At 61.7% G+C, this 22,184-nt stretch carries 19 protein-coding genes; 7 read left to right on the top strand and 12 right to left on the bottom strand.

Going from position 1 to position 22,184, the window contains the following annotated elements:
* Positions 1 to 24: 24 nt before the first annotated feature.
* From U862_RS0127195 to U862_RS0127170, 6 genes are all read right to left on the bottom strand, one after another.
* Positions 25 to 993, bottom strand: coding sequence for a CDP-6-deoxy-delta-3,4-glucoseen reductase (locus U862_RS0127195; protein WP_025113288.1), 969 nt, complete (start codon positions 991 to 993; stop codon positions 25 to 27).
* A complete protein-coding gene (ubiD, locus tag U862_RS0127190) occupies positions 993 to 2,459 on the bottom strand; it encodes a 4-hydroxy-3-polyprenylbenzoate decarboxylase (protein ID WP_008048693.1) in 1,467 nt (488 codons plus the stop codon). Before ubiD ends, U862_RS0127195 begins: the two co-directional genes overlap by 1 nt.
* 69 nt (positions 2,460 to 2,528) lie before the next feature.
* Positions 2,529 to 4,529 (bottom strand): acyltransferase family protein, encoded by a 2,001-nt coding sequence (locus U862_RS0127185; protein WP_025113287.1) that lies wholly within the window; start codon positions 4,527 to 4,529, stop codon positions 2,529 to 2,531.
* Positions 4,530 to 4,714: 185 nt separating this feature from the next.
* On the bottom strand, positions 4,715 to 5,974 hold the full coding sequence (rho, locus tag U862_RS0127180; RefSeq protein ID WP_003229334.1) for a transcription termination factor Rho: 1,260 nt from the start codon (positions 5,972 to 5,974) through the stop codon (positions 4,715 to 4,717).
* 248 nt (positions 5,975 to 6,222) lie between these two features.
* Positions 6,223 to 6,552: a thioredoxin TrxA gene (gene trxA, locus U862_RS0127175; RefSeq protein WP_003206727.1), complete on the bottom strand. Its 330-nt coding sequence runs from the start codon at positions 6,550 to 6,552 to the stop codon at positions 6,223 to 6,225.
* 120 nt (positions 6,553 to 6,672) lie between these two features.
* Complete coding sequence (locus U862_RS0127170; RefSeq protein WP_025113286.1) at positions 6,673 to 7,380, bottom strand: FadR/GntR family transcriptional regulator; 708 nt, start codon at positions 7,378 to 7,380, stop codon at positions 6,673 to 6,675.
* A 256-nt stretch (positions 7,381 to 7,636) separates the two neighbouring features.
* Here U862_RS0127170 and U862_RS0127165 point away from each other — a divergent pair, with 256 nt between their 5' ends.
* The 5 genes from U862_RS0127165 (at position 7,637) to ppx (ending at position 12,194) form a co-directional block, all read left to right on the top strand.
* On the top strand, positions 7,637 to 8,422 hold the full coding sequence (locus tag U862_RS0127165) for a transporter substrate-binding domain-containing protein (RefSeq protein WP_025113285.1): 786 nt from the start codon (positions 7,637 to 7,639) through the stop codon (positions 8,420 to 8,422).
* A gap of 21 nt (positions 8,423 to 8,443) precedes the next feature.
* Entirely contained in the window at positions 8,444 to 9,112 is a 669-nt protein-coding gene (locus U862_RS0127160; RefSeq protein ID WP_025113284.1) for an amino acid ABC transporter permease, read from the top strand.
* Positions 9,109 to 9,759, top strand: a complete 651-nt coding sequence (locus tag U862_RS0127155; protein WP_025113283.1) for an amino acid ABC transporter permease — start codon at positions 9,109 to 9,111, stop codon at positions 9,757 to 9,759. The genes U862_RS0127160 and U862_RS0127155 overlap by 4 nt, the downstream gene beginning before the upstream one ends.
* On the top strand, positions 9,746 to 10,483 hold the full coding sequence (locus U862_RS0127150; RefSeq protein WP_025113282.1) for an amino acid ABC transporter ATP-binding protein: 738 nt from the start codon (positions 9,746 to 9,748) through the stop codon (positions 10,481 to 10,483). The genes U862_RS0127155 and U862_RS0127150 overlap by 14 nt, the downstream gene beginning before the upstream one ends.
* A gap of 208 nt (positions 10,484 to 10,691) precedes the next feature.
* Complete coding sequence (gene ppx, locus U862_RS0127145) at positions 10,692 to 12,194, top strand: exopolyphosphatase (protein WP_025113281.1); 1,503 nt, start codon at positions 10,692 to 10,694, stop codon at positions 12,192 to 12,194.
* Positions 12,195 to 12,348: 154 nt separating this feature from the next.
* On the opposite strand, the gene ppk1 is transcribed toward ppx, so the two are convergent.
* Together ppk1 and hemB are read right to left on the bottom strand one after the other, a co-directional pair.
* Positions 12,349 to 14,574, bottom strand: coding sequence for a polyphosphate kinase 1 (gene ppk1, locus U862_RS0127140; RefSeq protein WP_025113280.1), 2,226 nt, complete (start codon positions 14,572 to 14,574; stop codon positions 12,349 to 12,351).
* An 18-nt stretch (positions 14,575 to 14,592) separates the two neighbouring features.
* Positions 14,593 to 15,606 carry a porphobilinogen synthase gene (hemB, locus tag U862_RS0127135; protein ID WP_025113279.1) on the bottom strand — a complete coding sequence of 338 codons (1,014 nt, stop codon included), beginning with the start codon at positions 15,604 to 15,606 and terminating at the stop codon, positions 14,593 to 14,595.
* Positions 15,607 to 15,813: 207 nt separating this feature from the next.
* Here hemB and U862_RS0127130 point away from each other — a divergent pair, with 207 nt between their 5' ends.
* Complete coding sequence (locus U862_RS0127130; RefSeq protein ID WP_025113278.1) at positions 15,814 to 16,464, top strand: DedA family protein; 651 nt, start codon at positions 15,814 to 15,816, stop codon at positions 16,462 to 16,464.
* Here U862_RS0127130 and U862_RS0127125 read toward each other — a convergent pair.
* A complete protein-coding gene (locus U862_RS0127125; protein WP_025113277.1) occupies positions 16,445 to 17,680 on the bottom strand; it encodes a sterol desaturase family protein in 1,236 nt (411 codons plus the stop codon). The genes U862_RS0127130 and U862_RS0127125 overlap by 20 nt on opposite strands.
* 114 nt (positions 17,681 to 17,794) lie before the next feature.
* On the opposite strand from U862_RS0127125, the gene elbB reads away from it, so the two are divergent.
* Positions 17,795 to 18,463, top strand: coding sequence for an isoprenoid biosynthesis glyoxalase ElbB (gene elbB, locus U862_RS0127120; protein ID WP_025113276.1), 669 nt, complete (start codon positions 17,795 to 17,797; stop codon positions 18,461 to 18,463).
* Between the two features lie 129 nt (positions 18,464 to 18,592).
* On the opposite strand, the gene U862_RS0127115 is transcribed toward elbB, so the two are convergent.
* From U862_RS0127115 to U862_RS0127105, 3 genes are all read right to left on the bottom strand, one after another.
* Entirely contained in the window at positions 18,593 to 19,048 is a 456-nt protein-coding gene (locus tag U862_RS0127115) for a YaiI/YqxD family protein (protein ID WP_025113275.1), read from the bottom strand.
* Positions 19,049 to 19,155: 107 nt separating this feature from the next.
* A complete protein-coding gene (locus U862_RS0127110; protein ID WP_025113274.1) occupies positions 19,156 to 21,051 on the bottom strand; it encodes an FTR1 family protein in 1,896 nt (631 codons plus the stop codon).
* An 86-nt stretch (positions 21,052 to 21,137) separates the two neighbouring features.
* On the bottom strand, positions 21,138 to 22,037 hold the full coding sequence (locus tag U862_RS0127105) for a LysR family transcriptional regulator (protein WP_025113273.1): 900 nt from the start codon (positions 22,035 to 22,037) through the stop codon (positions 21,138 to 21,140).
* Between the last annotated feature and the right edge of the window lie 147 nt (positions 22,038 to 22,184).

The raw sequence follows: 22,184 nt of genomic DNA, 5'->3' as shown, positions 1-22,184 counted from the left end.
TTCACATGGCTGAATTCGCGCGGCTCAAGAGCGCGGCGCATAGGCAAACACGTCGGCGCGCATCTGGTGCGCATCCATGCCGGCTTCCACTAGCGCATCCAGCGTACCGTAGACCATCGCCGGCGAGCCGCTGGCGTAGACGTGCAGGGACTTCAGATCCGCGAAGTCCTCACATACCGCCTGATGCAACATCCCGCAGCGTCCTTCCCAACCGCACTGGTCGCTGACCACTTTGTGCAGGAACAGGTTAGGCAGCTTCAGCCATTCATCCCAGTGTTCGATTTCGTAGAAATCTTCCGGACGACGCACCCCCCAATACAAATGCACCGGGTGTTTGAAGCCGTTGGCGCGGCAGTGTTCGATCAGGCTGTGGATCTGGCCCATGCCGGTGCCGGCGGCAATCAGCACCAGCGGCCCGTCGGGCAATTCGGCGAGGTGCGTGTCGCCGAACGGCAGTTCGACGCGCACCAGCGGGTTGCGTTGCAGTTGCTCGATCAGGCTTAGCGCACTGGGCTCACGCGCCAGTACGTGGATTTCCAGATCACGTCCGCCATGCGGCGCCGAGGCCATGGAGAACGCCGACTTCTCGCCGCTCTCGCGCTCGATCATCAGGTACTGCCCGGCGTGATAGCGCGGCGGCTTGCCGGCCGGCGCCCGCAGGCGCACGCGCCAGGTGTCGCCGCCGACGTCCCGGCATTCGATGACCTGACACGACAGGCTGCGCACCGGCAGTTCTCCCAGCGCGAGCACGCCATCCCACAGCAGGATGCAGTCTTCCAGCGGCTCGGCTATGCAAGTGTAGAACTCGCCGTGGTCGTGCACCTTGCCGGCCTGCTCGACCCGACCTTCCACCAGCAGCGCGGCACACACGTGACAATTGCCGTTGCGACAGCTTTGCGGGCATTCGTAGCCCAGGCGCCGCGCACCATCGAGAATCCGCTCGCCGGGCCGTATCTCAAGCACCGCTCCGGAGGGCTGCAGGGTTACACGCATCAATCTATTCCTAACTGATTCCAGATGGCATCGATCCGCTGGGTAACGGCGTCGTCCTTGACGATCACGCGACCCCATTCGCGAGTGGTTTCGCCTGGCCACTTGTGTGTGGCATCCAGGCCCATTTTCGACCCCAGGCCGGAGACCGGCGAGGCAAAGTCGAGGTAGTCGATTGGCGTGTTGTCGATCATCACCGTGTCGCGCTTGGGGTCCATGCGCGTGGTAATGGCCCAGATCACGTCGTTCCAGTCGCGGGCGTTGATATCGTCGTCGGTGACGATAACGAACTTGGTGTACATGAACTGTCGCAAAAACGACCAGACACCGAGCATCACGCGCTTGGCATGCCCCGGATACGACTTCTTCATCGTCACGATGGCCATGCGGTACGAGCAGCCTTCGGGCGGCAGGTAGAAGTCGGTGATTTCCGGGAATTGCTTCTGCAGGATCGGCACGAACACTTCGTTCAGCGCCACGCCGAGGATCGCCGGCTCATCCGGCGGACGGCCGGTGTAGGTGCTGTGGTAGATCGGTTTGATCCGGTGGGTGATGCGCTCGACAGTGAACACCGGGAAGCTGTCGACTTCGTTGTAGTAACCGGTGTGGTCGCCGTACGGGCCTTCGTCGGCCATCTCGCCCGGATGGATCACGCCTTCGAGGATGATCTCGGCAGTGGCCGGCACTTGCAGGTCGTTGCCGCGGCATTTGACCAGTTCGGTGCGGTTACCGCGCAGCAGGCCGGCGAAGGCGTACTCGGAGAGGCTGTCCGGCACTGGCGTCACGGCGCCAAGGATGGTCGCCGGGTCAGCGCCCAACGCGACAGACACCGGGAACGGCTGGCCCGGATGCTTCTCGCACCACTCGCGATAGTCCAGCGCACCGCCACGGTGGCTGAGCCAGCGCATGATCACCTTGTTACGGCCGATCACTTGCTGACGGTAGATGCCGAGGTTCTGGCGATCCTTGTTCGGACCTTTGGTGACGGTCAGGCCCCAGGTGATCAGCGGGCCGACGTCGCCGGGCCAGCAGGTCTGCACAGGCAGCATCGCCAGGTCGACGTCGTCGCCTTCGATGACCACTTCCTGGCACACCGCATCTTTGACGACTTTGGGTGCCATCGAGATGATCTTGCGGAAGATCGGCAGTTTCGACCACGCATCCTTCAAGCCCTTCGGCGGCTCCGGCTCCTTGAGGAAGGCCAGCAGCTTGCCGATTTCGCGCAGCTCGCTGACCGACTCGGCGCCCATACCCATGGCGACCCGCTCGGGGGTGCCGAACAGGTTGCCGAGCACCGGAATGTCGTAGCCGGTCGGCTTTTCGAACAACAGCGCCGGGCCCTTGGCCCGCAGTGTGCGGTCGCACACCTCGGTCATCTCCAGCACCGGCGAGACGGGAATCTGGATGCGTTTCAACTCTCCGCGCTGCTCAAGCTGCTGCACGAAATCCCGAAGATCCTTGAATTTCATTGACGATGGCACCCTCAAAATAGGCGTACATCCTACCTGCTATGCCGGCCTGTGGCAGCCTGTCGCTGCTTACTTGGCTGCATTCGTCTGCGCTTTGCCAAGGTTTTCCCGGGCTTGCAGGCCGATAAACAGCGGCTCGAGGATCGGTGCCACAAAGCGTGCACCGACTTCAGACAGGTGATTGTCATCGGTGTACAGCGAATAACCGCCCAGTTCGGCGTGGCACAGGCCCTTGTCATCACACAGGCGCGGCGCCGGATCGACCACCCGCACCGCCGGATCATCCTGCGCGAGCTGGGCGAACAGCTGACTGATGAATACCTGGCGCTTGTGGTGCGCCTCGACGTCCAGCCCGACTTCATCGACCGGACGATCGAGCATCGCCAGACGCGTCAGGCGATACGGCGGGCTGAAGGCTTGCAGCGGCGCCTCTTTCACCAGCCATACGCGATGCCCGGCGGCGCGTAATTGCGCCACCCGTGCCCGCAGACCTTCGGCCAGCCGCCGTTCGGCGTCGGCGCGATCATAGCGGCCGTCGGTCGTTCTCAGCACATGACCCAGATCGCCTTTGGCATCGCCGTACAGATACAGGCTCCACCGCGCGACCAGCACCACATCGCTGACCGACTGCGCCTTCAGCCCCTGCTCGACCCGCTTATTGAACCGCGCACACACACCGTCATGCTCCAGCCCATCGACCGGAATGCATCCCGGGGAACTGGCCAGGATCACGCTGACGCCGTGGGCCTTGGCACCGTCATCGAACACCGGGATCAGCGCGGTGGCGTGACTGTCGCCCCAGACCAGCGCGCGAGTCGGCAGATCCGTCACGCCGTAATGGCAGAACAGCTTGTCGTCCGGGGTCTGGTCGTCCGCCAGGCACGCCATCAACTCCGGCCGCCACTCGCGGCCCTTGGCGTATTGCAGTGCCTGCTCGGAAAGGCGCCATGGCAGGCCATCGGTCCAGCGCAAGGCTTGCCCGGCCAGACCGAGCACCAGAATGCCGCAGAAACCGGCCAGCAGCACCTGGCGACGCCCAGCGAGCAAACGCCGCTCGCGGAACGGGGTTTCGACGAATTTCCACGACAGATAACCGAGCACCAGCGTCAGCAGGATCAAGCCGGCGGTGTCGAGCGCACCCGGCTCATCGACACTGGCGTAGCTGGAAAACACGAACACCGGCCAGTGCCACAGATACCAGGAATAGGAAATCAGGCCGAGGCCGACCATCACTCGGCTGCTCAATAATTGACCCACCAGGGTCTCGCGATGACCGTTGGCCAGAATCAGCAGCACTACGCCCAGCACCGGCAACAAGGCCGTGGCCCCCGGGAACGGCGTCGACTTGTCATAGACGAACACAGCCAGCAGGATCAGCCCCATGCCCAGGATGCTCAACGCTTGTGCAGCCAGCGGCTTCAAGCGCCAGGCGTGTTTCGGCGCAATCGCCAGCATCGCCCCGGCCAGCAACTCCCAGGCCCGCATTGGCAGCAGGAAGAAGGCTTTTTCCGGGTGATGATTGATCGCCCACACACTCAACCCGAACGACACCAGCAGTACGCCGAACAGCGCCAGCCGCCAGTGTTTCAGCCGACTCGAGAGCAGCGTCAGCAACAGCGGGAAGACAATGTAGAACTGTTCTTCCACCGCCAGCGACCAGGTGTGCAGCAGCGGTTTCAGGTCAGAGGCGACATCGAAGTAGCCGTCCTGGCGCATGAACAGAAGGTTCGAGACGAACGTCACCTGATAACGCACCGAGCGCCCCAGTTCCTCGTAATCCTTGGGTGCGAGCAGGAACCAGCCTACCGCCAGCACCGCGATGATCATCGCGAACAGCGCCGGCAGAATTCGCCGCGCACGCCGCGCCCAGAACTCGACGAAGCTGAAACGACCCGCCTGACGCTGGTTCCAGATGATCGAAGTGATGAGGTAGCCGGAAATCACGAAGAACACGTCCACGCCGACAAATCCGCCGGTAAACCCCGGGACGCCAAAGTGGAACAGCACCACGGCGATCACTGCGACTGCGCGCAGGCCGTCGATATCCCTTCGATAAGCGAGTGTGCTCATAAATCTTTAATGCCAATCAGATGGTTGTTTTTTGTACAGCTTGAGCCTATGACTCGAAAAGGCTCACAAATGCTGCTGGTTATTTTGCCCAGTCACAGACCTTAACAGATCACGAACCTCCCATAATTCAGGCAAAAAAAATGGCACCCCGTGCGGGATGCCATTTTCGGGCACTGCCTGCGATGTTACTTACGCTTCATCGACAGGAAGAACTCGTCGTTGGTCTTGGTCGTTTTCAGCTTGTCGACCAGGAACTCGATGGCGGCAACTTCGTCCATCGGGTGCAGCAGCTTGCGCAGAATCCACATGCGCTGCAGTTCGTCGTCGGCGGTCAGCAACTCTTCGCGGCGGGTGCCGGAACGGTTGATGTTGATGGCCGGGAACACGCGCTTCTCGGCGATCTTGCGATCCAGAGGCAGTTCCATGTTGCCGGTACCCTTGAACTCTTCGTAGATCACTTCGTCCATCTTCGAACCGGTTTCAACCAGTGCGGTGGCGATAATGGTCAGCGAGCCGCCTTCTTCGATGTTGCGCGCAGCGCCGAAGAAACGCTTCGGTTTCTCCAGGGCGTGAGCATCGACACCACCGGTCAGGACCTTGCCGGAGCTCGGGATCACGGTGTTGTAGGCACGGGCCAGACGGGTGATGGAGTCGAGCAGGATCACCACGTCCTTCTTGTGTTCGACCAGGCGCTTGGCCTTCTCGATCACCATTTCGGCAACCTGCACGTGACGGGTCGGCGGCTCGTCGAAGGTCGAGGCAACCACTTCGCCGCGCACGGTGCGCTGCATTTCGGTAACTTCTTCCGGACGCTCGTCGATCAGCAGCACAATCAGGTGCACTTCAGGGTTGTTACGGGCGATGTTCGCGGCGATGTTCTGCAGCATGATCGTTTTACCGGCTTTGGGCGGTGCAACGATCAGACCACGCTGGCCTTTGCCGATCGGGGCGCACAGGTCGATCACACGACCGGTCAAGTCTTCAGTGGAACCGTTACCGGCTTCCATCTTCATGCGCACGGTCGGGAACAGCGGGGTCAGGTTCTCGAAGAGAATCTTGTTTTTCGCGTTCTCGGGACGATCGAAGTTGATCGTGTCGACCTTGAGCAGGGCGAAGTAACGCTCGCCTTCCTTTGGAGGGCGGATCTTGCCAACGATGGTGTCACCGGTGCGCAAGTTGAAACGACGGATCTGGCTCGGCGAGACGTAGATATCGTCCGGGCCGGCCAGGTAGGAAGCGTCAGCGGAGCGCAGGAAGCCGAAGCCGTCCTGGAGAATCTCCAGCACGCCATCACCGGAGATTTCCTCGCCGCTTTTCGCGTGCTTTTTCAGCAGGGAGAAAATCACGTCCTGCTTGCGCGAACGGGCCATATTTTCTATGCCCATCTGTTCGGCCAATTCGAGCAGTTCGGTAATCGGCTTTTGCTTGAGTTCAGTCAGATTCATATAGGAATGACGTAATCATTTATGGAGGGGGGGAAATTAAGCTTTTGGCTTAATGAGGCCGCGCCGCGGAGAAGGCGACAGGATCGCGAACTTGTTCGAAAAGGAGTGCGTCGGCGACGGCTAGCAGGGGGCAGTGGAGAAACCAGTGCGGGGCCGAATGTACCACCTGAGTTTCGGAGCGTCTAGCCCTGAATACGCAAAAAGCCCCGCAATTTGCGGGGCTTTTTCAGGGCACTTTACGGCGACGCTTAGATGTTGGCGTCGAGGAAAGCGGCCAGTTGCGACTTGGACAGGGCGCCGACTTTGGTCGCTTCAACGTTGCCGTTCTTGAACAGCATCAACGTCGGGATACCACGCACGCCGTGCTTGGCCGGAGTTTCCTGGTTTTCGTCGATGTTCAGTTTGGCAACGGTCAGCTTGCCTTTGTAGGTCTCGGCAATCTCGTCCAGAACCGGAGCGATCATTTTGCAAGGGCCGCACCATTCAGCCCAGTAGTCGACCAGTACAGCGCCTTCGGCCTTGAGTACGTCGGCTTCGAAGCTGGCGTCGCTAACGTGTTTGATAAGATCGCTGCTCATGGAATTCTCCAGGTTGTAAGCAAAAAAACGTGGCCCATCATATCCGCCCTTCCCTTGTTCAGGAAGCCGCAGATGATTGAGTCTTGCTATGGCGCCCCATGAGTCTGGGTATAGCTCAACTCACGCGCTGGCGGGGGCGATAAAGGCGATGCCGGTGCGCAGTGCTGCGTTGCGCACGTGCTCCTGCATGGCTTTCTGGGCAGCGGCGGACGACCGGCGGGCCAGTGCGCGGAGAATCTTGCGGTGCTCCTGCCAGGTTTCCATCGCCCGTTCGGCGCGGATGAACGGTAGCTTCTGGCTTTCCAGAAAAATCTCGACACTGGCGGTAAGGATGCTCAGCATCGCCTGATTGCCGCTGGCCAGCAGAATGCGCTGGTGGAATTCGAAGTCGAGCCTGGCTGCCGCCTCGAAGTCACCCGCCTTCAACTGCTCACGCATCGCCGCGACGTTGTCCTCCAACGCATCCAGATCGAACGTGCTCAAGGTCACCGCCGCCAGCCCTGCCGCAAACCCTTCCAGGGCATAGCGCAGCTGAAAAATATCGAGCGGCGAGGCCTGCGCCGCAAACGGCCAGCCCGGAGCGCTATCACTGCGCGCCAGCTCCACCGGCGCCTGCACGAACACGCCTTTGCCCGGCTGGATGCTGACCACGCCCAGTGCGCTGAGCGACGACAGCGCCTCACGCAATGACGCCCGACTGACCCCCAGTTGCACCGCCAGATCCCGTTGCGAGGGCAACGCCTCGCCCGGGCCGAAACCCTGTTCAGTGATCAGTTTGCGAATCGCTTGCAGCGCCACTTCAGGTACGGCGCGAGAGATCGAGTTCATGGTTGTTCAGACGAGCCAGGCCAAGGTGCGGCTAGTTGTAAAGCTATTCGCCGGATCCGGCAAGTCGTGCCCCAGCGGGGTTCGGCGCCTTGGCGCGATGCGCTATCGGGGTGCGAAAAACACCCTGACTGTTCAGACCAGTAAGACCGAACAAACCCAAGGAAACCGCGGCCTGCCGGGAACAGACCGGGCTGTTGGCATGGCCCGTGCTCTGTCCGATCGCAGAAATCACTTCCCGCCGATCCGGAGATTGTCCATGACCAAGCGTTACAGTGCCCTCCTCGCCGCCCTGTTTGCCAGCCTGATGCTGAGCCAGGTGCCCGCCCACGCCGACGGTCTGGACGACGTGGTCAAACGCGGCACGCTGAAAGTTGCCGTGCCCCAGGACTTCCCGCCGTTCGGCTCGGTCGGCCCGGACATGAAGCCTCGCGGCCTGGACATCGACACGGCAAAACTGCTGGCCGACCAGTTGAAGGTCAAACTCGAACTGACCCCGGTCAACAGCACCAACCGCATCCCGTTCCTCACCACCGGCAAGGTCGACCTGGTGATCTCAAGCCTGGGCAAGAACCCCGAGCGCGAGAAAGTCATCGACTTCTCCCACGCCTACGCGCCGTTCTACCTCGCGGTGTTTGGCCCGCCTGATGCCGCAATCTCCACGCTCGACGACCTCAAGGGCAAAACCATCAGCGTCACCCGTGGCGCCATCGAAGACATCGAGCTGACCAAGGTCGCCCCGGAAGGCGTGACCATCAAGCGCTTCGAAGACAACAACTCGACCATCGCCGCCTACCTCGCAGGCCAGGTCGACCTGATCGCCAGCGGCAACGTGGTGATGGTCGCGATCAGCGAGAAAAACCCGAAACGCGTGCCGGCGCTGAAAGTGAAGCTCAAGGACTCTCCCGTCTACGTCGGCGTGAACAAAAACGAGCCGGCGCTGCTGGCCAAGGTCAATGACATCCTGACCACCGCCAAGGCTGACGGCGCGCTGGAAAAGAACTCGCAGACCTGGCTGAAAGAGCCGCTGCCGGCCGATCTCTGATCGACTGCGCGGGAGATTTTCATGGCTTATCAGTTCGATTTCTTGCCGGTGCTGGAAAACACCGACCTGCTGCTGCGTGGGGCGCTGTTTACCCTTGAGCTGACGGCCATCGGTGCGCTGCTCGGCGTTGGCGTGGGGATTGTCGGCGCGCTGGTGCGGGCGTGGAACATCCGCCCGTTCTCGGCGATTTTCGGCGTCTACGTCGAGTTGATCCGCAACACGCCATTTCTGGTGCAGTTGTTCTTCATCTTCTTCGGCCTGCCCTCGCTCGGGGTGCAGATTTCCGAGTGGCAGGCGGCAGTGCTGGCGATGGTGATCAACCTCGGTGCGTATTCGACCGAGATCATTCGCGCCGGCATTCAGGCGATCCCGCGTGGGCAATTGGAGGCCGCTGCCGCACTGGCGATGAGCCGTTTCGAAGCGTTCCGCCACGTGGTCCTGCTGCCGGCACTGGGCAAGGTCTGGCCGGCCATGAGCAGCCAGATCATCATCGTCATGCTCGGTTCGGCGGTGTGCTCGCAGATCGCCACCGAGGAGTTGAGCTTCGCCGCCAACTTTATTCAGTCGCGCAACTTCCGCGCCTTTGAAACCTATGCGCTGACCACCCTGATCTATCTGTGCATGGCGCTGCTGATCCGCCAATTGCTGAACTGGGTCGGCCGCCGCTATATCGCGAGGAGCAGCCGATGAGCGACTTCACCTTCTGGGACATCCTGCGCAACCTGCTCACCGGTCTGCAGTGGACGCTGGCACTGTCGCTGGTGGCCTTCATCGGCGGCGGGATCGTCGGGTTGCTGATTCTGATCATGCGCATCTCGAAGAATCCCTTGCCGAGCAGCATCGCCCGCACCTGGATCGAACTGTTCCAGGGCACGCCGCTGCTGATGCAGCTGTTTCTGGTGTTCTTCGGCGTGGCGCTGGCCGGGATCGAAATCTCGCCGTGGATGGCCGCGGCGATTGCCCTGACGCTGTTTACCAGCGCCTATCTGGCGGAGATCTGGCGCGGTTGCGTCGAAGCAATTCCCCATGGCCAATGGGAAGCCTCTTCAAGCCTGGCGCTGAACCCTCTGGAGCAATTGCGCTACGTGATTCTGCCGCAGGCGCTGCGCATCGCCGTGGCGCCGACCGTGGGTTTCTCGGTGCAAGTGGTCAAAGGCACAGCGGTGACCTCAATCATCGGCTTCACCGAGCTGACCAAGACCGGCGGCATGCTCGCCAATGCCACATTCGAACCGTTCATGGTCTATGGCCTCGTCGCTCTCGGCTACTTCCTGCTCTGCTACCCCTTGTCGCTCAGTGCGCGCTACCTGGAAAGGAGACTGCATGCCTCTGCTTAGAATTTCCGCCCTGCATAAATACTACGGCGATCACCACGTGCTCAAAGGCATCGACCTGAGTGTCGAGGAAGGCCAGGTGGTGGCCATCATCGGCCGCAGCGGCTCGGGCAAATCGACCCTGCTGCGCACCCTCAACGGTCTGGAATCGATCAACGACGGAGTGATCGAAGTCGACGGCGAATACCTCGATGCCGCCCGCGCCGACCTGCGCAGCCTGCGGCAGAAAGTCGGCATGGTGTTCCAGCAGTTCAACTTGTTCCCGCACCTGACCGTGGGCGAAAACGTGATGCTCGCCCCGCAAGTGGTACAGAAAGTCCCTAAGGCCAAGGCTGCCGAACTGGCGCGCAAGATGCTCGAGCGCGTGGGCCTGGGGGAAAAATTCGATGCATTTCCGGATCGCCTTTCCGGCGGTCAGCAGCAGCGTGTAGCGATTGCCCGAGCCTTGGCGATGTCGCCGAAAGTGCTGCTGTGCGACGAGATCACCTCGGCGCTGGACCCGGAGCTGGTCAATGAAGTGCTGGCCGTGGTGCGCCAACTGGCCCGGGAAGGCATGACGCTGATCATGGTCACCCACGAAATGCGCTTCGCCCGGGAGGTCGGCGACAAACTGGTGTTCATGCACCATGGCAAGGTGCATGAGGTGGGGGATCCGAAGGTGTTGTTTGCCCATCCGCAGACGCCGGAGCTGGCGAATTTCATTGGCACCGTCGAAGCGACAGCCTGATGAGTTTGCAGAGACTGTAGAGGCCTCTTCGCGAGCAAGCCCGCTCCCACATGGGAATGCGGTCACCTGTGGGAGCGGGCTTGCTCGCGAATGGCCGCGCCGCGGTCTCCAGCTTTTATGCGCAGGATCAAGGGTTTGAACCATGCGCGTTGGCGCCAGCGTTTGATCGTGGCACGATGTCGGGGTTATCGACCGAGACCCCCAGACCATGCCGCAATCCAAAGCCAAGAATCTGTCCCTGATCGCCGCAATCGACCTGGGCTCCAACAGCTTTCACATGGTCGTGGCCAAGGCCCAGAACGGTGAAATCCGTATTCTGGAGCGCCTCGGAGAGAAGGTTCAGCTCGCCGCCGGCATCGACGATGAGCGCCATCTCAACGAAGAATCCATGCAGCGCGGGCTCGATTGCCTCAAGCGCTTTGCCCAACTGATCAACGGCATGCCACTGGGCGCCGTGCGCATCGTTGGCACCAACGCCCTGCGTGAAGCGCGCAACCGTCTGGAGTTCATCCACCGCGCCGAAGAAATCCTCGGTCACCCGGTGGAGGTCATCTCCGGCCGTGAAGAGGCGCGCCTGATCTATCTGGGTGTCTCGCACACCCTGGCCGACACCCCGGGCAAGCGTTTGGTGGCTGACATCGGCGGCGGCAGTACCGAATTCATCATCGGGCAGCGTTTTGAACCGCTGCTGCGCGAAAGCCTGCAAATGGGCTGCGTCAGCTTCACCCAGCGTTACTTCAAGGACGGCAAGATCACCCCGGCGCGCTACGCCCAGGCTTACACCGCAGCGCGACTGGAGATCATGAGCATCGAACACGCCCTGCACCGCCTGACCTGGGATGAAGCCATCGGCTCCTCGGGCACCATCCGCGCCATCGGCCTGGCGCTGAAGGCCGGTGGCCATGGCACCGGCGAAGTCAACGCCGAAGGCCTGGCGTGGCTCAAGCGTCGCCTGTTCAAGCTTGGCGATGTCGACAAGATCGATTTCGAAGGCATCAAGCCAGATCGTCGGGCGATTTTCCCCGCAGGCCTGGCAATTCTCGAAGCGATCTTCGACGCCCTCGAACTGCAACGCATGGATCACTGCGAAGGCGCGCTGCGTGAAGGCGTGCTCTACGACCTGCTCGGTCGCCATCATCACGAAGACGTGCGTGAACGCACCCTGACTTCGCTGATGGAGCGTTATCACGTCGACCTGGAACAAGCTGCACGGGTCGAGCGCAAGGCGCTGCACGCGTTCGATCAGGTCGCGGCCGACTGGGAGCTGGACGACGGTATCTGGCGCGAACTGCTGGGCTGGGCGGCGAAAGTCCACGAAGTCGGCCTCGATATCGCGCACTATCACTACCACAAGCACGGCGCCTATCTGATCGAGCACTCGGATCTCGCCGGGTTCTCCCGTGAAGACCAGCAGATGCTCGCGCTCTTGGTGCGTGGCCACCGCCGCAACATTCCCAAGGACAAGTTCGCCGAGTTCGGTGACGACGGCGACAAGCTGATCCGCCTGTGCGTGCTGCTGCGCTTTGCGATCCTGTTCCACCACATCCGTGGCACCCAGGCGATGCCGCAGGTGGTGTTGCATGCCAAAGGCAACAACCTTGACGTGGAATTCCCGGAGAACTGGCTGGATGAGAATCAGCTGACCCAGGCTGACTTTGGCCTCGAGGCAGAATGGCTGACGCGGGTGGGGATTGTCCTCACGGTTCACTGAGTTAAATCTCAGGCACAAAAAAGGCGATCCGCAGGGATCGCCTTTTTTATTGGGCTTGAGCGTTCGGCTACAAGCCTTTGGTGTTTCTTGAATCCATCCCAGCCCTCTCCCAATGGGAGAGGGTTAGGGTGAGGGGCTTTTGACTTTTAAGACCTCAGCTGCTCACCGGCAAAATCGGGCTACCCAACCGCTCCAGCAACGTCGCCTGCGCACTACGCGGGTTCTGGTTGCCGGTAGGCGTGTTGCGGATGTAACGGCCATCCGACTGCAGGCTCCAGCTGTGGGTGTTGTCGGTCAGGTACAACTCCAGCTCTTTCTTCACGCGGGTCAGCAGCTTTTTGCCTTCGACCGGGAAGCAAGTCTCGACGCGTTTGTCGAGGTTGCGCTCCATCCAGTCGGCACTGGAAAGGAACATCTGCTCCTCGCCACCGTTGAGGAAGTAGAACACCCGGGTGTGCTCGAGGAAGCGACCAATGATCGAGCGCACATGGATGTTGTGCGAAACCCCGGCAATCCCAGGACGCAGGCAGCACATGCCACGCACCACCAGATCGATGCGCACGCCCGACTGGCTGGCCTTGTACAGCGCGCGGATGATTTTCGGATCGGTCAGCGAGTTGAACTTGGCGATGATGTGCGCCGGTTTGCCGTCGAGGGCGAACTGGGTCTCGCGGGCAATCATGTCGAGCATGCCCTTCTTCAGGGTGAACGGCGCATGCAGCAGCTTCTTCATGCGCAGCGTCTTGCCCATGCCGATCAACTGGCTGAACAGTTTGCCGACGTCTTCGCACAAAGCGTCGTCGGAAGTCAGCAGGCTGTAGTCGGTGTACAGACGGGCGTTGCCGGCGTGGTAGTTACCGGTACCGAGGTGCGCATACCGCACGATCTCGCCGGCCTCGCGACGCAGGATCAACATCATCTTGGCGTGGGTCTTGAAGCCAACCACGCCGTAGATCACCACCGCACCGGCCGCTTGCAGACGGCTGGCCAGTTGCAGGTTGGACTCTTCGTCGAAACGTGCGCGCAACTCGATGACCGCCGTCACTTCCTTGCCGTTACGTGCGGCGTCCACCAGCGCGTCGACGATTTCCGAGTTGGCACCAGAGCGGTACAGCGTCTGGCGCACGGCCAATACATGCGGGTCTTTCGCCGCCTGACGCAGCAGGTCGACCACTGGCGTGAACGACTCGAACGGGTGCAGCAGCAGGATGTCCTGCTTGCTGACGACGCTGAATATGTTCTCGCTGTTCTGCAGCAGTTTCGGGATCTGTGGGGTAAACGGCGTGTATTGCAGCTCCGGGTGGCTGTCCAGACCGGTGATGCTGAACAGACGCGTCAGGTTGACCGGACCGTTGACCTGATACAGCTCGGTCTCGCTCAGGTTGAACTGCTTGAGCAGGTAGTCCGACAGATGCTTCGGGCAGGTGTCGGCAACTTCCAGACGCACTGCATCACCGTAGCGCCGCGAGAACAGCTCGCCACGCAGGGCGCGCGCAAGGTCTTCGACGTCTTCGGAGTCGAGCGCCAGGTCAGCGTTTCGGGTCAGGCGGAACTGGTAGCAGCCCTTCACCTTCATGCCCTGGAACAGGTCATCGGCGTGGGCGTGAATCATCGACGACAGGAACACATAGTTGTCGCCCGGGCCGCCGACTTCTTCCGGAACCTTGATGATCCGTGGCAGCAGGCGCGGTGCGGGGATGATCGCCAGACCGGAATCGCGGCCGAAGGCGTCGATACCCTCCAGCTCGACGATGAAGTTCAGGCTCTTGTTCACCAGCAACGGAAACGGGTGCGTCGGGTCGAGGCCGATCGGGGTGATGATCGGTGCGATCTCATCGCGGAAATAACGGCGCACCCAGGTCTTGAGTTTGGTCGTCCAGTTGCGGCGACGAATGAAGCGCACCTGGTGCTTTTCCAGCTCCGGCAACAGGATGTCGTTGAGGATCGCGTACTGGCGGTCAACGTGACCGTGTACCAGCTCGCTGATCCGCGCCAGCGCCTGATGCGGCTGCAGGCCGTCGGCACCGGCCTGTTCGCGGGCGAAGGTGATCTGTTTCTTCAGGCCGGCGACGCGAATCTCGAAGAATTCGTCAAGGTTGCTGGAGAAGATCAGCAGGAACTTCAACCGCTCCAGCAACGGATAGGACTCGTCCAGCGCCTGTTCCAGCACGCGGATGTTGAATTGCAGTTGCGAGAGCTCGCGGTGGATGTACAGGCTGCTGTCATCCAGGCCGGGAATCGCGATCACCGGTGCCGCCGCTGCGGCCTCGGCAACCGGCGCGGGTGGCGCAGGCTCCAGTTCCGGCGGGGTTTCGGTGATTTGTTCCACCACCGGCTGAGCTTCTTTTACTGCAACTTCTGTGAGTCCTTCGGTATTCATCGAATGTTCCTGGGAGGGCTATTTCTGCTCTCGTAACAATTGAGCGGCACGGACAGCAAAGTAAGTCAGGATGCCATCAGCACCGGCACGTTTAAAGGCGGTCAGTGATTCGACAATCACCGCCTCGCTCAACCAGCCATTCTGGATCGCCGCCATGTGCATGGCGTATTCGCCGCTAACCTGATAGACGAAGGTCGGCACTTTGAAGGCATCTTTTACCCGCAAAAGAATGTCCAGGTACGGCATGCCGGGTTTGACCATGACCATGTCCGCGCCTTCAGACAAGTCCGCGCCGACTTCGTGCAGCGCTTCGTCGCTGTTGGCCGGGTCCATCTGATAAGAGGCCTTGTTGGCTTTGCCCAGGTTCGACGCCGAACCGACCGCATCGCGGAATGGGCCGTAGTAGGCGCTAGCGTACTTGGCCGAGTAGGCCATGATCCGCACATTGACGTGACCGGCGATTTCCAGCGCTTCGCGAATCGCCTGAATGCGACCGTCCATCATGTCCGACGGTGCCACGACCTGAGCGCCGGCTTCGGCATGGGACAGTGCCTGTTTGACCAGTGCATCGACGGTGATGTCGTTCTGCACGTAGCCTTCTTCGTCGAGAATGCCGTCCTGACCGTGGGTGGTGAACGGGTCGAGCGCAACGTCGGTGATCACGCCGAGTTCAGGGAAGCGCTCACGCAGGGCACGGGTGGCGCGCTGGGCGATGCCTTCAGGGTTCCACGCCTGGGCGGCGTCGAGGGTTTTCAATTCGGGAGGAGTGACCGGGAACAGCGCCAGCGCCGGGATACCCAGATCGACCCATTTCGCCGCTTCTTCGAGCAGCAGATCGATGGTCAGGCGCTCGACACCGGGCATCGAGGCCACGGCTTCGCGACGGTTTTCACCGTCGAGCACGAACACCGGCAGGATCAGGTCATCGACCGTCAGCACGTTTTCCCGTACCAGCCGACGCGAAAAATCATCGCGGCGATTGCGGCGCAAACGGGTGGCGGGGAACAAACGGTTGGCAGGGGTAAAGCTCACGGCAGACTCCTGAGCCCGCGCAAACGGGCGAGCGTGACAGTTATAGACGGCCATTATGACGAACAGATTACAGTTATGCGTACCCCGTGACACGTAGCCGCATTCCATTGTTAGTGTAGGAATTGTTCACGTCGAGACACATTTGGACACTTTCATGAATGTGTCCGAAGGGTTAGGCTGCGCGTTCATTTCGCCAGCACCCAGACAATGCTCCAACAATTTCTGCATGACTTTGGCTACTTTGCCTTGTTCCTCGGCACGTTCTTCGAAGGCGAAACCATCCTGGTGCTCGCAGGCTTCCTCGCGTTCCGTGGATACATGGACATCAACCTGGTGGTGGTCGTGGCGTTCTTCGGCAGTTATGCCGGCGATCAGCTGTGGTACTTCCTGGGGCGCAAGCACGGGCGCAAATTGCTGGCGCGCAAACCGCGCTGGCAGATGATGGGCGACCGCGCGCTGGAACACATTCGCAAGCATCCGGACATCTGGGTCCTGAGCTTCCGCTTCGTTTATGGTTTGCGCACGGTGATGCCGGTGGCGATCGGCCTGTCGGGTTATCCGCCGGGACGTTATCTGCTGCTCAACGGCATCGGTGCGGCGATCTGGGCCACTGCCCTGGCAGCCGCCGCCTACCACTTCGGCGCAGTGCTTGAAGGCATGCTCGGCAGCATCAAGAAGTACGAACTGTGGGTACTCGGCGCGCTGCTGGTACTGGGTGTCGGCCTGTGGCTGCGTCGCCGGTTCAAGAATGCGCGCCTGGCCAAGCAGGTTTACGCCGACGAGCAAGCCGCACACGCCGCGCGTCTGCATCAGGCAGAAGCAGCCAAACCCGCCGAACCTAAGACGCCAGCCGAGTAACGCGCTGGCGACAGCCATACAGCCCGAGGCCGCTGAGCAAGCTGTAACCGAGCAAGCCAGCCCAGGCCAACGGGCTGGCCGGCCATAACCCGAGCAATGGCGCCAGCCACACCAGCGGTACGTTTGACCCCAGCCGCAGCAGCTCCACCTTCAACGCCCACGAGCGATTCTCAAGAGCCACGCCCAGCGCAAACAGACCCGATGCGACCGCGACCCAGCCGAGCACCAGCGCGGCGATCGGCAGCTGCGGCGCCTGCCCCATCAGATAACTGCCCAGCGCGATATAGACGCAGAACTGCAGCGCCACGTAGCCCTTTCGACGGCTGTCGAGCGGCACCTCGAACTTGCGAAAGCGGCGCAGATCCGGCTTGTTCAGCGGGTACTTCAACGCGACATCCGCCGGACGCCAGCCGGTGCGCATGAACCAGATCCGCAGTGTGTCCCAGCGGCTTTCGGCGCGGCGCGCGTCGTCCCACAACTGCGCATAGAACTGCACATTGGCCCACAGCGGGTTCCAGCTCGCCAGCGGCGTGGTCACGCCGAAAATCACCGGTTCGTTGTCGTCCTCTTCCTGGAACGTGCCGAACAGCCGATCCCAAAGAATGAACACCCCGCCGTAGTTGCGATCCATGTAGAGAGCGTTCTGTGCATGGTGGGCCCGATGATTGGATGGCGTGACGAAGAACCACTCGAACCAGCCGAGCTTGGGAATGTGCCGGGTGTGGACCCAGAACTGATACAGCAGATTCATCGCCGCGACGCTGACGAACACCAGCAGCGGCACGCCGAGCACCGCCATCGGCAAGTAGAAGATCCAGCCCAGCAGGAACCCGGTACTGGTCTGGCGCAACGCCGTGGAGAGGTTGTACTCCTCGCTCTGGTGATGCACCGAGTGTGCCGCCCAGAGGATGTTGCGCTCATGACCCAGGCGGTGCAGCCAGTAATAGCAGAAGTCATAAAACACAAAGGCAAACACCCAGACCCAGACACTGTCCGCCGGCAGCCTGAGCAGCGCCAGGTGTCCCAGAGCAAACGCATAGGTCACCAGCCCCAGACCCTTGGTCAGCAGCCCGGTGGTCGTCGACAACACCCCGGCGCTGAGGCTGTTCACCGAGTCGGCGAGGCGATAGTGGCGCACTCCGCGCCAGCGGTCGGCGAGCAGTTCGGCGGCGATCAGCACGAAGAAAAACGGCACTGCATACAGAATGAAGTCCATGGCGCGCCCCGGTCGGATTCTATGGACAGATCCTAGGTGTAGCCGCCCAATCACCCTATGGCAACGCGCGACAAATTAGTGGACATTTAGCGCCATGAATCTGGAGAGAAACCCATGAGCAAAAAAGTTGCAGTGATCCTGTCCGGTAGCGGCGTGTACGACGGCGCCGAGATCCACGAGAGCGTCATCACCCTGCTGCGCCTGGATCAACGCGGCGCGCAGGTGCAGTGCTTCGCCCCGAACATTGCGCAATTGCATGTGATCAATCACCTGACCGGCGAAGAAATGCCCGAGACGCGCAACGTCCTGGTGGAATCGGCGCGCATTGCCCGCGGCAATATCAAGGACATCCGCGAAGCCAACGTCGACGACTTCGACGCGCTGATCGTGCCGGGCGGTTTCGGTGCGGCGAAAAACCTCTCGAACTTCGCCGTCGAAGGCGCCGGTTGCAGCGTGCAGCCGCAGGTGCTGGAACTGGCCGAAGCGTTTGCCGAAGCGGGTAAACCGGTAGGCCTGATGTGCATCTCACCGGCGCTGGCGGCGAAGATCTACGGCCCTGGCGTGACCTGCACCATCGGCAACGATGCCGACACCGCGACGGCGATGAACAAGATGGGGGCCACCCACGAAGACTGCGCGGTGAGCGACATCATCGAAGACAAGGCACGCAAACTGGTGACCACCCCGGCTTACATGCTGGCGCAGAACATCAGTGAGGCGGCTTCGGGGATCAACAAACTGGTCGACCGCGTTCTGGAATTGACCCACGAAAAAGATGCCTGATCTCTGACGGCATGCAGAACAAATGTGGGAGCGGGCTTGCTCGCGAAAGCGGTGCGTCATGCAAATCAATGTTGTCTGATACGACGCCTTCGCGAGCAAGCCCGCTCCCACAAGGGATCTGTGTAATGTTCAGGGTTTGCGGGTGAGCCGGGTGAGGATGCGATCCAGCGCATTGGCAAAGGCCTGCTTCTCGCGCTCGCCGAAAGGCGCCGGGCCGCCACTGATCTGGCCCTGTTCGCGCAGGTCGGTGAACAGATTGCGCACCGCCAGCCGCTCGCCCATGTTCTGTGCGTCGAACTCCTTCCCGCGCGGGTCCAGCGCCGCCACGCCTTTCTTCACCAGACGATCGGCCAGCGGAATATCGCTGCAGATCACCAGTTCACCGGGCACTGCGTGCTCCACCAGATAATCGTCCGCCGCATCCGGGCCGCTCGGCACCACGATCAGTTTGACGATCGCCAGCCCCGGTTTGATCTGCGGCTGCCCCGCCACCAGCACCACTTCGAACTTGCGCTTGAGGGCGAACTTCACCACCAGATCCTTCGCTGCCCGGGGGCAGGCATCGGCATCGATCCATACACGCATTTTTTCTTGCCTCCAAAAAACAATTCGCGAGCGGGCTCGCTCCCACAGGTTACGCGCAACGCCTGTGGGAGCGAGCCCGCTCGCGAATGTGAGCGCGCCGAATGCTCTTAAGCAGTCACGCGCTTTTTCTCGGCCATCCGACTACGCCCGTACAACACGACAATCGCCACAATCGCCACCGCTTGCGCCGTCAGCGAATAGGCATCGGCATGAATCCCCAGCCAGTCGAAGTCAAAGAACGCCACCGGCCGCGTGCCGAAGATCCCGGCTTCCTGCAACGCTTTCACGCCATGGCCGGCGAACACCACCGACAACGCACACAGCAGCCCGGCGTTGATACTGAAGAACAGCGCCAGCGGCAACTTCGCCGAGCCGCGCAGGATCACCCAGGCCAGACCGACCAGCAGCACCAGCGCCGTGGCGCCACCGGCCAGCACCGCGTCATGCCCGGCCGGACCTGCCTGCAGCCATAGGGTTTCGTAGAACAGGATCACTTCGAACAGCTCGCGATACACCGAGAAGAACGCGAGGATCGCGAAACCGAAACGCCCGCCACCGCCCACCAGACTTTGCTTGATGTAGTCTTGCCAGGCCGCCGCGTGGCGCCGGTCGTGCATCCACACCCCGAGCCACAGCACCATGACACTGGCGAACAGCGCCGTCGCGCCTTCGAGCAATTCACGCTGCGAGCCGCTGACGTCGATCACGTACGCTGCCAGCGCCCAGGTGCCGAGACCGGCCAATAGCGCAAGACCCCAACCGATGTTGACGCTGCGCACCGCCGACTGCTGGCCGGTGTTACGTAGAAAGGCGAGGATCGCCGCCAACACCAGAATCGCTTCCAGACCTTCGCGCAACAGGATCAGCAGCCCGGAAATGAAGCTCAGCGACCAGCTCAGGCCATCGCTGCCGAGCAGTTCGGCAGACGCTTTCAGTTTTTCCTTTGCCGCATCCAGACGCTGCTCGGCCTGCGCCACTGGCAGACCGTCCTGCAGCGATTGACGGTAGGCCATCAGCGACTTTTCAGTGTCCTTGCGCACGTTGGCGTCAACGTTGTCCAGCGAGCTTTCGACCAGTTCAAAGCCTTCCAGATAAGCCGCCACCGACAGGTCATAAGCCTGATCACGATCACCGGCGCGGTACGCGGCCAGGCTCTTGTCCAGCGTGGCAGCGGTGTAATCGAGCAACTGCGCCGGGCCACGCTTGACCTGCGGCGGCTGCGCGCGCTGAGCGCGGAAGGTCGCGGCGGTTTGTGGACCTTCGGCGGCCTGCACTTCGGCCGGGGTCTGGCGGGCCAGATCGGCAATGTTGTAGACCTTGTCGGACCTGGCCGCTGCCGGGTCGGCACTGAAGCCGGCGATGTAGGTCGCCAGGTCCCAGCGCTGACGGTCATCCAATTGATCGGCAAACGCCGGCATGTCGGTGCCTTCGACACCCTGGCCGAGGGTGCTGTAGATCGCGTACAGACTCAGGTGGTCCATCCGTGCGGCAGCGCGCAGGTTGGCCGGCGCCGGGTTCATGCCGAGGCCCGCCGGACCATCGCCAACACCTGTGTCACCATGACAGACCGAGCAGTTCTGCGCATAGAGCGGCGCGCCCCGGGTCGGATCCGGCGTGATGATCGGTGCCTGGCTGACTTCATACGCCACCGCCAGCTTCGCGCCCAGTTGCCGGGCCTGTCGGGCGACTTCAGCGCCGTCCTGCTTCGCGCTGATGGCGACGCGCAAAGCCTCGACGCCCTGCTCCAGTGCGGCCTTCTCTGGCTTGGCCGGCATGCCGGCGATCAAACCTTGCAGCACCTGGGTGAATTCCAGTTGTTCGCGGTACTCGCCGTCGTCGACGACCTTGCCCGCCGCGACAGTCGGCGGGTAGTCGGCGCTGATGTAATCGAGCAGGTGCAGCGCCTGCGGGGCGCCTTCCACGGTGTCGGCCAGCAGGTTGAAACTGCTCAGGGCAAACAAAGGGAACACCAGCCAGGCCAGGAGTCGGGACGAGGCAGTCATGAATGAGTCTCAAATGGAAATGCGAAGTTACATATTGTTCACTTCGAAGGCCTTTCCCTCAAGCTTTGTCGACGACTCGTGGCGTTTTAGCGCAGCGCTGCGGGGGTGTTGCGGTAATGCTCGCGCATGAACTCGACGAAAACCTGCACCTTCAGCGCGACATGCCGGGCATGCGGATAGAGCGCGTAATAGTGGCGCTGACCGAGGCTGCAATGGGGCAGGATGTGCACCAGCCGGCCACTGAGCAGATCGTCCTGCACCGTGGCGCGGGTGAACGCGGCAATGCCGACCCCGGCCAGCGCGGCGGCGTGCAACGAGCTGATCGAGTCGGCCTTGAACCGGCCTTGCGCACGCACGCCGCTGGTAACCCCGCGCGCGTCAGTCAGCACCCAGTCGCTGCCACCGGCGAACGCCAGCAACTGCTGCCCGGCGAGCTCGCGCACCTGACGCACCAGACCGTGGCGGGCAACGTAGGCCGGCGACGCCACCAGCAGCATGTCCGAGACGGTCAGCAGGCGCGCCACCAGTGACGAGTCGGCCAATGGCCCGCAGATGCGCAGCGCCACGTCGAAGCCCTCGGCAATCAGATCGACGAAACGATCATCGCAGGACAGCTCCACGTCGATGTCGGGATAGCGCTGTTGAAACGCTGGCAACCAGCTCGCCAGTTCCAGCGTACCGATCACCATCGGCGCGCTGATGCGCAACACACCGCTGGGGCTTTCGTGAGCCTGTCCCACTGCCAGCGCGGCTTGATCGAGGCGTTCGAGGATGTCCACGCACGCGGCGTAATACTGCTGCCCCGCCGTGGTCAGGTTGAAACGCCGGGTGTTGCGGTTGATCAGGCGCGTGCCGAGTTCATTTTCCAGCTGCTGCAACTGCCGGGAAATGGTCGAGTGCGTGGTGTCGAGCCGCTCGGCGGCGGCGCTGAAGCCGCGACATTCGACGATGCAACGAAATGCGCGCATGGCTTGCAGTTGATTCATTAAAGTCCTGCAATTCGTTAATGCGTCAGGCCAGCAAGGCTAGCTCAATCCCGTGCGCCATCCCACCGGCAAGTCCGTTGAGCGCCACACATGAGCGGTGCAATGGGCCACCAAAAACGACGGATCACTTAGCCACTATCGCCCCCT

The sequence above is a fragment of the Pseudomonas sp. H1h genome (genome assembly GCF_000633255.1).
Taxonomy (GTDB): domain Bacteria; phylum Pseudomonadota; class Gammaproteobacteria; order Pseudomonadales; family Pseudomonadaceae; genus Aquipseudomonas.
Note: the sequence above shows the minus strand (reverse complement) of the source record. Positions and strands in the feature narration are given on the sequence as shown.